Origin of the sequence: Bradyrhizobium hereditatis, assembly GCF_020329435.1 — a bacterium.
In the GTDB taxonomy this organism is placed as follows: domain Bacteria; phylum Pseudomonadota; class Alphaproteobacteria; order Rhizobiales; family Xanthobacteraceae; genus Bradyrhizobium; species Bradyrhizobium hereditatis.
The window spans coordinates 184,287-196,542 of record NZ_JAGKJK010000008.1 but is presented as its reverse complement, the minus strand read 5'-3'; the positions used below and the strand labels follow the sequence as shown (position 1 = coordinate 196,542).

7 protein-coding genes are annotated in these 12,256 nt (G+C 62.7%); 3 read left to right on the top strand and 4 right to left on the bottom strand.

The window, feature by feature from the left end:
* Positions 1 to 61: 61 nt before the first annotated feature.
* The 4 genes from rpoC to rplJ all read right to left on the bottom strand — a co-directional run bounded on the left by rpoC (position 62) and on the right by rplJ (position 9,847).
* A complete protein-coding gene (gene rpoC, locus J6524_RS20160; protein WP_225673633.1) occupies positions 62 to 4,261 on the bottom strand; it encodes a DNA-directed RNA polymerase subunit beta' in 4,200 nt (1,399 codons plus the stop codon).
* Positions 4,262 to 4,402: 141 nt separating this feature from the next.
* Positions 4,403 to 8,521: a DNA-directed RNA polymerase subunit beta gene (gene rpoB, locus J6524_RS20155; RefSeq protein WP_225673631.1), complete on the bottom strand. Its 4,119-nt coding sequence runs from the start codon at positions 8,519 to 8,521 to the stop codon at positions 4,403 to 4,405.
* A gap of 372 nt (positions 8,522 to 8,893) precedes the next feature.
* Entirely contained in the window at positions 8,894 to 9,274 is a 381-nt protein-coding gene (gene rplL / locus J6524_RS20150) for a 50S ribosomal protein L7/L12 (RefSeq protein ID WP_225673630.1), read from the bottom strand.
* A gap of 54 nt (positions 9,275 to 9,328) precedes the next feature.
* On the bottom strand, positions 9,329 to 9,847 hold the full coding sequence (gene rplJ / locus J6524_RS20145) for a 50S ribosomal protein L10 (protein ID WP_225673628.1): 519 nt from the start codon (positions 9,845 to 9,847) through the stop codon (positions 9,329 to 9,331).
* A gap of 625 nt (positions 9,848 to 10,472) precedes the next feature.
* On the opposite strand from rplJ, the gene J6524_RS20140 reads away from it, so the two are divergent.
* From J6524_RS20140 to J6524_RS20130, 3 genes are read left to right on the top strand one after another with little or no spacing between them, the layout of a single operon-like run.
* On the top strand, positions 10,473 to 10,850 hold the full coding sequence (locus J6524_RS20140; RefSeq protein WP_225673626.1) for a hypothetical protein: 378 nt from the start codon (positions 10,473 to 10,475) through the stop codon (positions 10,848 to 10,850).
* A complete protein-coding gene (locus J6524_RS20135; RefSeq protein WP_225673624.1) occupies positions 10,843 to 11,388 on the top strand; it encodes a hypothetical protein in 546 nt (181 codons plus the stop codon). Before J6524_RS20140 ends, J6524_RS20135 begins: the two co-directional genes overlap by 8 nt.
* Positions 11,366 to 12,256, top strand: a complete 891-nt coding sequence (locus J6524_RS20130) for a sigma-70 family RNA polymerase sigma factor (protein WP_225673622.1) — start codon at positions 11,366 to 11,368, stop codon at positions 12,254 to 12,256. The genes J6524_RS20135 and J6524_RS20130 overlap by 23 nt, the downstream gene beginning before the upstream one ends.

Here is a 12,256-nt window from a genome sequence, read left to right as displayed (position 1 = left end):
CGCCCACAAAAAGAAAAAGCCGGCCTTGCGGCCGGCTTTTTTGTTGAACGGAACAGAACCGTTACTCCGCGGGCGGCAGCGCCAGCGGTTCCGCTTCCGGAGCCGTCGGTACGATCGCAGCCTGCTTCTCGCGCTCGTCGAGGATCAGGCGGTCGCGCTTGACCGCGACTTCGCGGATCTTGGCCATCGAGGCGCCGGTGCCCGCCGGGATCAGGCGGCCAACGATGACGTTCTCCTTGAGACCTTCCAGCGGGTCCACCTTGCCGTTGACGGCGGCTTCGGTGAGCACGCGAGTGGTTTCCTGGAACGAGGCAGCCGAGAAAAACGAGCGGGTCTGCAGGCTCGCCTTGGTGATGCCGAGCAGAACCGGCGTTCCCGTAGCGGGCTTCTTGCCCTCTTCCTTGGCCTTCAGGTTCAGCGCATCGAACTCGATCTTGTCGACCTGCTCGCCCGAGATCATGTCGGTATCGCCCTGGTCGGTGATCTCGACCTTCTGCAGCATCTGACGGACAATCACCTCGATGTGCTTGTCGTTGATGAGCACGCCCTGCAACCGGTAGACCTCCTGGATTTCGTTGACCAGATAGGCAGCGAGTTCCTCGATGCCCTTGATCGCCAGAATGTCGTGCGGCGCCGGATTGCCTTCGACGATGAAATCGCCCTTTTCGACGATGTCGCCGTCCTGCAGATGGATGTGCTTGCCCTTCGGAATCAGGTACTCGCGCGTCTCCTCGTTCTTGTCCATCGGCTCGATCGAGATACGACGCTTGTTCTTGTAGTCGCGGCCGAAGCGGATGGTGCCCGCGATTTCCGCGATGATCGCCGCGTCCTTCGGCTTGCGGGCCTCGAACAGTTCGGCCACCCGCGGCAGACCGCCGGTGATGTCACGCGTCTTGGCGCTTTCGGTGGAGATACGCGCCAGGATGTCGCCGGCCTTGACCTTCGCGCCGGTATCCACCGACAGGATGGCGTCGACCGACAGCATGTAGCGGGCATCGCCGCCGCGCGGCAGCTTGAGCACCTTGCCGTCCTTGCCCTTGACGACGATCGCCGGACGCAGATCCGCCCCGCCCCGCGACGCACGCCAGTCGATGACGACGCGCTTGGCGATACCGGTGGATTCGTCGAGCGTTTCCGAGATCGACTGGCCTTCCACCAGGTCCTCGAACCCGATGGTGCCCTCGACTTCGGTAAGAACCGGACGGGTATACGGATCCCATTCCGCGATGCGCTGGCCGCGCTTGACCATGTCGCCCTCGTCGACGTGCATGCGCGCGCCGTACTGGATGCGGTGGGTCGCACGCTCGGTTCCGTCGGCATCGACGATCGCAACGACCATGTTGCGCACCATCGCGATCAAGTGACCTTCGCTGTTGCGGGCGATGGACTTGTTCTTGATGGTGACCTTGCCTTCGAAGTTCGACTCGACGAACGACTGCTCGTTGATCTGCGCCGCGCCGCCGATGTGGAACGTGCGCATCGTCAGCTGCGTGCCGGGCTCACCGATCGACTGGGCGGCAATGACGCCGACCGCCTCGCCGTGGTTGACCGGCGTGCCGCGGGCCAGATCGCGGCCGTAGCACTTGCCGCAGATGCCGTTGACGAGCTCGCAGGTCAGCGCCGAGCGGATCTTCACCTCCTGGATGCCGGCCTGCTGGATGGCGTCGACATGCGACTCCTCCATCAGCGTGCCACGCTTGACCACGACGTTGTTGGACGCGGGATCGCGCACGTCATCGCAGGCCACGCGGCCGAGGATGCGCGAGGCGAGCGAGGCCACGACGGTGCCGGCATCGACGATGGCGCGCATCTTGATGCCGAGCTTGGTGCCGCAGTCATCGGATGTGATGATGCAGTCCTGCGCGACGTCGACCAGACGGCGGGTCAGGTAACCGGAGTTCGCGGTCTTCAACGCGGTGTCCGCGAGGCCCTTACGGGCGCCGTGGGTCGAGTTGAAGTACTCGAGCACCGAGAGGCCTTCCTTGAAGTTGGAAATGATCGGCGTCTCGATGATCTCGCCCGACGGCTTCGCCATCAGGCCGCGCATGCCGGCGAGCTGACGCATCTGGGCCGGCGAACCGCGCGCGCCCGAATGCGCCATCATGTAGATCGAGTTGATGTCGGCGTCGGCACCCTTCGGCGTCTTCTTGGTCGAGGAGATTTCCTTCATCATCTCCTTGGCGATCTCTTCGGTCGCCTTCGACCAGGCGTCGACCACCTTGTTGTACTTCTCGCCATGGGTGATCAGACCGTCATTATACTGCTGCTCGAAATCCTTCGCCAGCGTACGGGTGGTCTCGACGATCTTCCACTTGCCGTGCGGCACGACCATGTCGTCCTTGCCGAACGAAATGCCGGCCTTGAACGCGTTGTAGAAGCCGAGCGCCATGATGCGGTCGCAGAAGATCACCGTCTCCTTTTGGCCGCAGTGACGATAGACCTGATCGATCACGCCGGAGATTTCGCGCTTGGTCATCAGCTTGTTGATGATGTCGTACGAAATCCGCGGGTGCTTCGGCAGCACGTTGCCGAGCATGACGCGGCCAGCAGTGGTCTCGATCCAGCGCTTGGTCGTCTTGCCTTCCTCGTCGGTGCCCTCCCACCGGTACTTGATCTTGGTGTGGAGGTGGATGACCTTCGAATGCAGGGCGTGCTCGAGCTCGGCCATGTCGCCGAAGATCTTGCCCTCGCCGGGCAGGCCTTCACGCATGATCGAGAGGTAATAGAGACCGAGCACGATGTCCTGCGACGGCACGATGATCGGCTGACCGTTCGCGGGGTGCAGGATGTTGTTGGTCGACATCATCAAGACGCGCGCTTCGAGCTGCGCTTCCAGCGACAGCGGAACGTGCACGGCCATCTGGTCGCCGTCGAAGTCGGCGTTGAACGCGGCGCAAACCAGCGGGTGAAGCTGGATCGCCTTGCCCTCGATCAGCACCGGCTCGAACGCCTGAATGCCGAGGCGATGCAGCGTCGGCGCGCGGTTGAGCAGCACCGGATGCTCGCGGATCACCTCGTCCAGGATATCCCAGACCTCCGGACGCTCTTTCTCGACCAGCTTCTTCGCCTGCTTCACGGTGGTGGACAGGCCCTTGGCGTCGAGCCGCGAATAGATGAACGGCTTGAACAATTCGAGCGCCATCTTCTTCGGCAGGCCGCACTGATGCAGGCGCAGCTCGGGACCGACCACGATCACCGAACGGCCCGAATAGTCGACGCGCTTGCCGAGCAGGTTCTGACGGAAGCGGCCCTGCTTGCCTTTGAGCATGTCGGCCAGCGACTTCAGCGGACGCTTGTTGGCGCCGGTGATGACGCGGCCGCGGCGGCCGTTGTCGAACAGCGCGTCGACGGCCTCCTGCAGCATGCGCTTTTCGTTGCGGATGATGATGTCGGGCGCGCGCAGCTCCATCAGCCGCTTCAAGCGGTTGTTGCGGTTGATGACGCGGCGATAGAGATCGTTGAGGTCCGACGTCGCAAAGCGGCCGCCGTCGAGCGGCACCAGCGGACGCAGGTCCGGCGGAATCACCGGCACCACGGTCAGGATCATCCACTCGGGCTTGTTCCCGGAATAGCGGAACGCCTCGACGATCTTCAGACGCTTGGCGAGCTTCTTGTGCTTGATTTCGGAGTCGGTCTCCTGCATCTCGGCGCGCAAGGACTGCTCGAGCTTTTCGAGATCAAGGCCCTTCAACAGCTCGCGGATCGCCTCCGCGCCGATCATGGCGGTGAACGAGTCCTGGCCGTATTCGTCCTGCGCCTTCAGATACTCGTCTTCCGACAGGAGCTGACGGTCCTTGAGCGCGGTCAGGCCCGGCTCCAGCACGACGTAGTATTCGAAGTACAGGATGCGCTCGAGATCCTTCAGCGTCATATCGAGCAGAAGGCCGATGCGGGACGGCAGCGACTTCAGGAACCAGATGTGGGCAACCGGCGCGGCCAGTTCGATATGGCCCATGCGCTCGCGGCGGACGCGCGACAGCGTCACCTCGACCGAGCACTTTTCGCAGATGATGCCCTTGTACTTCATCCGCTTGTACTTGCCGCACAAGCACTCGTAGTCCTTGATTGGCCCGAAGATGCGGGCGCAAAACAGGCCGTCGCGCTCCGGCTTGAAGGTTCGGTAGTTGATGGTCTCCGGCTTTTTGATTTCGCCGTAGGACCAGGACAGAATCTTCTCCGGGGACGCAATCGAGATCCGGATCTGGTCGAAGACCTGGGCCGGGGTCGTCGGATTGAAGAGATTCATAATTTCTTGGTTCATCGTCTTCTCCTCGCGTGCCGGTCGTCACCGGCAGCAAATTCGAAATTCTTCTTGGCCCGCACCCCGCTCAACATCCGAGCGGAGCGCGAAGGACCGGCCCAAGCTGTCGTCGCGCTTGGGCCGGACATGGAACCGTTGGCGTTACTCGGCCGCCTCTGACGTCGGCGCCGGTCCCATCTTGGAATTGTGCAGGTCGACGTTGAGGCCGAGCGAGCGCATTTCCTTGACCAGCACGTTGAACGATTCCGGAATACCGGCCTCGAACGTGTCGTCGCCGCGCACGATCGCCTCGTACACCTTGGTACGGCCGGCGACGTCGTCCGACTTCACGGTCAGCATTTCCTGCAGCGTGTAGGCCGCGCCGTAAGCTTCCAGCGCCCACACCTCCATTTCACCGAAGCGCTGGCCGCCGAACTGCGCCTTGCCGCCCAGCGGCTGCTGGGTGACGAGTGAGTACGGACCGATCGAACGCGCGTGGATCTTGTCGTCGACCAGATGGTGCAGCTTGAGCATGTAGATGTAGCCCACCGTCACCTTGCGATCGAAGGCGTCGCCGGTGCGGCCGTCATAGACGGTCGACTGGCCGGAGGCGTCGAAGCCCGCGAGCTTCAGCATCTCCTCGATGTCGGCTTCCTTGGCACCGTCGAACACCGGCGTCGCGATCGGCACGCCGTGGCTCAGGTTCTTGCCAAGCTCCATCAGCTCGTTGTCGTTCAGCGATTTGATGGTTTCATCGTCGCCATAGATCTTCTTCAGGGTCTCGCGCAACGGCTTGAGATCCTGCTTCTGATAATAGCCGTCGATCGTCTGGCCGATGCGCTTGCCGAGGCCGGCGCAGGCCCAGCCGAGATGCGTCTCCAGAATCTGGCCGACGTTCATGCGCGAGGGCACGCCGAGCGGATTGAGCACGATGTCCGCATGGGTGCCGTCCTCGAGGAACGGCATGTCCTCGATCGGAACGATCTTGGACACCACGCCCTTGTTGCCGTGACGGCCGGCCATCTTGTCGCCGGGCTGAATCTTGCGCTTCACCGCGACGAAGACCTTGACCATCTTCATCACGCCGGGCGGCAGCTCATCGCCACGCTGCAGCTTTTCGACCTTGTCGAGGAAGCGCTGTTCCAGGCCCTTCTTCGATTCGTCGTACTGCTTCCGCATGGCTTCGATTTCGGCCATCAGCTTGTCGTTTGGCGACGCGAACATCCACCACTGCGACTTCGGGTACTCCTCGAGCACGGCGCGCGTGATCTTGGTGTCCTTCTTGAAGCCCTTGGGACCTGCGATGCCCTGGCGGTTTTCCAACAGGTCCGCCAGACGGCCATAGACGTTACGGTCGAGGATCGCCTGTTCGTCGTCGCGGTCCTTGGCCAGACGCTCGATCTCTTCCCGCTCGATCGCCAGCGCACGCTCGTCCTTGTCGACGCCGTGACGGTTGAACACGCGGACTTCCACGATCGTGCCCTGCACGCCCGGGGGCACGCGGAGCGAGGTGTCGCGGACGTCGGAGGCCTTTTCGCCGAAGATGGCGCGCAGCAGCTTTTCTTCCGGCGTCATCGGGCTTTCGCCCTTCGGCGTGATCTTGCCGACCAGGATGTCGCCGGCGCGCACTTCCGCACCAATATAAACGATACCGGCTTCGTCGAGGTTCTTCAGCGCTTCTTCCGAAACGTTCGGAATGTCGCGGGTGATTTCCTCAGGTCCGAGCTTGGTGTCGCGGGCCATCACCTCGAACTCCTCGATGTGGATCGAGGTGAAGACGTCGTCCTTCACGATACGCTCGGAGAGCAGGATCGAGTCTTCGAAGTTGTAGCCGTTCCACGGCATGAACGCGACCAGCACGTTGCGGCCGAGCGCAAGCTCGCCGAGATCGGTCGAGGGACCGTCGGCGATGATGTCGCCCTTCTTGACGATGTCGCCGACCTTCACCAGCGGACGCTGGTTGATGCAGGTCGACTGGTTGGAGCGCTGGTACTTCATCAGCCGGTAGATATCGACGCCCGACTTGGTGGGGTCGAGATCTTCGGTGGCGCGGATCACGACGCGGGTAGCGTCGATCTGGTCGACCACGCCGGAGCGGCGGGCGGCGATCGCAGCACCGGAGTCACGGGCCACCACGCCTTCCATGCCGGTACCGACGAACGGCGCCTCGGCGCGAACCAGCGGCACCGCCTGGCGCTGCATGTTCGAGCCCATCAGCGCGCGGTTGGCGTCGTCATTCTCGAGGAATGGGATCAGCGCCGCGGCAACCGAAACGAGCTGCTTCGGCGACACGTCCATATAGTCGACCTTGTCGGGCGTGATCGGCAGCACTTCGCCGGCGTGACGGCAGACGATCAGGTCTTCGGTGAAACGGCCCTTGGCGTCGAGCGGCACGTTGGCCTGCGCCACGCGATACCGGCCCTCCTCCATCGCCGAGAGATACACGACCTCGTCGGTGACGCGGCCGTCCTTGACCTTGCGATAGGGCGTTTCGACGAAGCCGTACTTGTTGACGCGCGCGAACGTCGCCAGTGAGTTGATCAGGCCGATGTTCGGACCTTCCGGCGTCTCGATCGGGCAGATACGGCCGTAGTGCGTCGGGTGCACGTCGCGCACCTCGAAGCCGGCGCGCTCGCGGGTCAGACCGCCCGGGCCAAGCGCGGAGAGACGACGCTTGTGGGTGATCTCCGACAGCGGGTTGGTCTGGTCCATGAACTGCGAGAGCTGCGAGGAGCCGAAGAACTCGCGCACGGCGGCAGCCGCCGGCTTGGCGTTGATCAGGTCCTGCGGCATCACAGTGTCGATGTCGACGCTCGACATGCGCTCCTTGATCGCACGCTCCATGCGGAGCAGACCGATGCGGTACTGATTTTCCATCAGTTCGCCGACCGAGCGCACCCGGCGGTTGCCGAGGTGGTCGATGTCGTCGATCTCGCCCTTGCCGTCGCGCAGGTCGACCAGCGTCTTGATGACAGCCAGGATGTCTTCCTTGCGCAGCGTGCGATGGGTATCGGGCGCATCGAGTTCGAGGCGCATGTTCATCTTGACGCGGCCGACCGCGGAAAGGTCGTAGCGCTCGGCATCGAAGAACAGCGACTGGAACATGGCCTGCGCCGAGTCGAGCGTCGGCGGCTCGCCCGGACGCATCACGCGGTAGATGTCGAACAGCGCGTCCTCGCGCGTCATGTTCTTGTCGGCGGCGAGCGTGTTGCGGATGTAGGCGCCGACATTGACATGGTCGATGTCGAGCAGCGGCAGCTCCTTGTAGCCCTGCTCGTTCAGCGATTTCAGCAGCTTGTCGGTGATCTCTTCACCGGCTTCCGCATAGATTTCGCCGGTCTTCGGATTGACGAGGTCCTCGGCGACGTAATTGCCGACCAGTTCCTCATCCGACATGCGAAGCGCCTTCAGCCCCTTCTCCTGGAGCTGGCGGGCGGCGCGGACGGTGAGCTTCTTGCCGGCCTCGAGCACGACTTTGCCGGTGTCGGCATCGATCAGGTCGTTGACCGTGGAATAGCCGCGGAAACGGTTGGCGTCGAACGGCACGCGCCAACCATCCTTGGCGCGCTTGTAGTTGATCTTCTTGTAGAAGGTCGAAAGGATCTGCTCGCCGTCGAGACCGAGCGCATACATCAGCGACGTCACCGGAATCTTGCGGCGGCGGTCGATGCGCGCGAACACGATGTCCTTGGCGTCGAACTCGATGTCGAGCCAGGAACCGCGATACGGAATCACGCGCGCGGCAAACAGCAGCTTGCCGGACGAATGGGTCTTGCCCTTGTCGTGGTCGAAGAACACGCCGGGCGAACGGTGCATCTGGGAGACGATGACGCGCTCGGTGCCGTTCACGACGAAGGTGCCGTTCATGGTCATGAGCGGGATGTCGCCCATGTAGACGTCCTGCTCCTTGATGTCCTTGACGGACTTGGCGCCGGTTTCCTCGTCGATATCGAACACGATCAGGCGCAGCGTCACTTTCAGCGGCGCAGCATAGGTCATGCCGCGCTGGCGGCACTCGTCGACGTCGTATTTCGGCGGCTCGAATTCGTAGCGGACGAATTCGAGCATCGAGGTGCCCGAGAAATCCGAGATCGGGAACACCGAGCGGAACACCGCCTGCAGGCCTTCATCCTGCCGGCCGCCCTGGGGCTCGTCGACCATCAGGAACTGGTCATAGGACGCCTTCTGAACCTCGATGAGGTTCGGCATCTCGGCGACTTCCTTAATGTGTCCGAAGAACTTGCGAACGCGTTTGCGACCGGTGAATGTCTGCTGCGCCATCGTGGCCTCTCATTTTCGTCGCCCTTTTGGGCGAACCTTCCGAAGCACGACTGCCGCCGCCCCCGGGTTGAATCTTCGAATCGCTTAAAGGAACAAAGCCCAACTCCAGGAATTAAATCCTGACCCCGAACTTTAGACCTTCAAAACGCAAAACGACGCGCGGGGCACATGACTGCACCCGCCCGTCACAACTGATCGCTTCACGGACTGAAAAAGCCCGAAATCTGCCTGTCTCCCAACGGCTTACGCCGGGAACACCCTGCCGTCCCCACCGCCTGCCGTATTTTCCTGCTGCCGCCACGATATGGGGCGGAATAGTGGAGATTCGAGGGGCTAACCCCGCGAATCCCCACACTTTTCTGTGTAGTACGCTTACTTCAACTCGACCTTCGCGCCAGCCTTTTCGAGCTGGGCCTTGATCTTGTCGGCTTCTTCCTTGTTCACGCCTTCCTTCAGCGGCTTCGGAGCGCCTTCGACGAGGTCCTTGGCTTCCTTCAGGCCGAGGCCGGTGATGGCGCGGACTTCCTTGATGACCTCGATCTTCTTGTCGCCGGCAGCAGCCAGCACGACGGTGAAGTCGGTCTTCTCCTCAACCGGAGCAGCGGCGCCACCGCCAGCAGCGCCAGGAGCGGCTACAGCCACAGCCGCGGCGGCCGAAACACCCCATTTCTCTTCGAGGAGCTTGGCGAGTTCGGCAGCTTCAAGCACGGTGAGGCTCGAGAGGTCGTCGACGATTTTCTGCAAGTCAGCCATTGATCTTTTTCCTTAAACGTTTGGTTTCGAACCAGTTTTGAGATTAGCGAAGGGTCAGGCCGCTTCGCCCTTTGAGGCATGAGCCTGAATGACGCGCGCGAGCTTGGCCGCAGGCGCGTTGGAGAGCTGAGCGAGCTTGGTCGCCGGCGCCACGATGAGGCCAACGAGCTTGCCGCGCAGTTCGTCCAGCGACGGCAGCGAGGCAAGAGCCTTCACGCCGTTCACATCCAGGACGGTCTTACCCATCGAGCCGCCGAGAATGACGAACTTCTCGTTCGTCTTGGCGAATTCGATGGCAACCTTCGGCGCCGCTACCGGATCGTTTGAAGTGGCGATCACGGTCGGTCCTTTCAGCAAGGAGCCGATGGCAACGACGTCAGTGCCTTCAAGAGCGATTTTGGCGAGACGGTTCTTCGAGACCTTCACCGACGCACCCGCCTGCTTCATCTGCATGCGCAGCTTCTGCATCTGGGCCACGGTGAGGCCGGAATAGTGGGCGACGACAGCGACGCTCGTGGTCTTAAAGACCCCGTTCAGCGCCTCAACCGCGTCCTTTTTTGCCGCTCTTTCCACAGCAAGCTCTCTCCGGTTGGCGGCCTTCGCGCGAGCGAGACCGCCGGGTTGCACCCATCGTCTCGCCCAAAACCTGACCTCAAGACACCAGTCCTCAGGACACGCCAGGCAGACGACATCTTTAAAGCCTGCCCTCCCGAACCAGGTGGCGCGGGGTGTCGAGGTTCGAACCAAATCAGCCATGGCGCCGCGGGCGGCGGCGTTACGGCGAAATCCGGTCTTCACCCGTCTATGCAGGCTGTACAATTAAGCCGTTGAGAAATTTGCATTTCATCGCGGGCGCCTGCAGTCTCGGACAGGATCGAGATCATTCGGCAAGCCGAAGGACCCCTGCCGCATTCCACCGAAGCGATGAGTTTTCCTTCCTTTCGAGCAATCCAGACGGATGTCCTGAAAGGAATGATCTCCTACCGTATCGGGATTTCGGAATGCGAGCACCGGCGTGCCAGCAATGGCTAGCACGCCCGCAAGCCGTTTGTTTAACGAGTCTCGCGCGGCTTGCCAAGAGCAAAATTCACACCAGTTTGCCGACCGGTCGGGAAAAATTTTGGCCCGTTCCCAAATTTTTTGACGGGTTCCGTCACACCGGGACTGCCTGGCTCGTCTTGGCCGCAGGAGGCTTCCCATGCGGCGTCAACTGGCAGCGATTCTTGCGATTCCGACGGTTCTGAACGGGCTGGTCATGCTCGTGGCCGGCCCGCTCTGGTACGAAACCGTGCCCGGAGTAACGGGCACCGGACCTTACAATCCGCATTTCGTCCAGGATATCGGGGCGGCGTTCCTCGTGGCCGGCCTGGCGCTCGCCGCACGGGCGTGGCGTCCCCGGTATTGGCCCGCAGCCGTCGCGGGCGCCGGATTCCTTGCCGTTCACGCCCTACTCCACGTCGCGATCTTGGCGGGCGGCCACAGCCATTACCCGGCCTTCGACCTGCTCGCGATCGTGCTGCCGTCGGCAGCCGCCCTTTATTCCGCCTTCCCCAACCAAGGAGAACATCATGCGTAGTTGGATCGCGCGCCGCAGCTTGCGCGCATTTGCCGAACGGTATGGATATGACGTCAGCTATCTCGAAATGCTGCTGAACCAATCCCCTGCCGCCTTCTTCAAGTTCGCGCCGCTCATGAAGGCCGCCGCACACCGCGAGGCGGTCCCGGTCGAGGCGAGTTTCGCCGCCAAAATCGTCGGCGCGCTGGCCGAGGATTGCGGCCCCTGCACGCAACTCGTCGTCGACATGGCGCTGGAAGCCGGCATGGCCAAGGACCAGATCGAAGCGGTTCTGCGCCGCGATCCGCGCGCGATGAATGAAGCGACCACGCTTGGCTTCCGGTTCGCTGACGCCGTGGTGCGCCGCTCTGCCGACGACGAGGAATTTCGCGACGCCGTAAAGGCCCAATGGGGCCCGAAAGGCGTGATAGATCTCACGATGGCGCTGCAGCTTGGTCGGATGTTCCCGATGGTGAAGGCGGGTCTCGGTTATGCCAAGGAGTGCCGCCGCGTCACCGTGAATGGACATGATGTCGATGTCGTCAAACAGGCCGCATGATCATGACCCGCTGGCGCCCCATCGCGGGCGCCTGCTCGGGCTTGCCTATCGCATGCTCGGCAGCCGAAGCGACGCGGAAGACGTCGTGCAGGACGCTTATCTGCGCTTTGCCGGCGCGCAGGACGTCCAGAACCCCGAGGCCTTTCTCGTCACCGTAGTGACCCGGCTCTGTCTCGACCGCCTGAAGAGCGCGAAGGCGCAGCGGGAGATCTATGTCGGGCCGTGGCTTCCCGAGCCCGTGTTCGATGCAGAGGGTCTGTCGGCCGAGGCGGCTACCGAACTGGCCGACGACCTGTCGTTCGCATTACTACTAGCGCTCGACCGGCTCTCGCCGATGGAGCGCGCGGCGTTCCTGCTCCACGATGTCTTCGACACGCCGTTTTCCGAGATCGCCGCCATGCTCGGCCGCACCGAAGCGTCCTGCCGGCAACTGGCCTCACGGGCCCGCCGCACCGTCCGCGATAATCGCCCGGCGCCGGCGCGAGCGCCCGACAATCACGCCCGCCTGCTGCAGGCTTTCAGCGAGGCGGTCGCCAGCGGCAATGTTGCCCAGCTCGCCGCACTCTTGCGCGAGGATGCGGTGGCGCTGACCGACGGTGGCGGCCGCAAGACCGCGGCCCGCAATCCGATCATCGGCGCGGACAAGGTCGCGCGCTTCTTCATCGGCATTGCCGCCAAGAACGCCGGCCATGACCTGCGCATCGAGCCTGCCATGATCAACGGCGCAGCCGGCGCCCTGCTCTATCTGGACGGCGAACTCGATCACACCATGAGCATGGCAATCGACGGCGAGAAAATCGCCGCGATCTATATCGTCCGCAATCCCGACAAGCTGCGCCATTTGCCGGGTGCCGCCGGGTTGCACTGA

Coding starts and splice junctions, on each gene's coding strand:
- J6524_RS20135 (WP_225673624.1), top strand. CDS start 10,843: ATGCGTAGTTGGATCGCGCGCCGCAGCTTGCGCGCATTTGCCGAACGG.
- J6524_RS20140 (WP_225673626.1), top strand. CDS start 10,473: ATGCGGCGTCAACTGGCAGCGATTCTTGCGATTCCGACGGTTCTGAAC.
- rpoC (WP_225673633.1), bottom strand. CDS start 4,261: ATGAACCAAGAAATTATGAATCTCTTCAATCCGACGACCCCGGCCCAG.
- rplL (WP_225673630.1), bottom strand. CDS start 9,274: ATGGCTGACTTGCAGAAAATCGTCGACGACCTCTCGAGCCTCACCGTG.
- J6524_RS20130 (WP_225673622.1), top strand. CDS start 11,366: ATGTCGTCAAACAGGCCGCATGATCATGACCCGCTGGCGCCCCATCGC.
- rpoB (WP_225673631.1), bottom strand. CDS start 8,521: ATGGCGCAGCAGACATTCACCGGTCGCAAACGCGTTCGCAAGTTCTTC.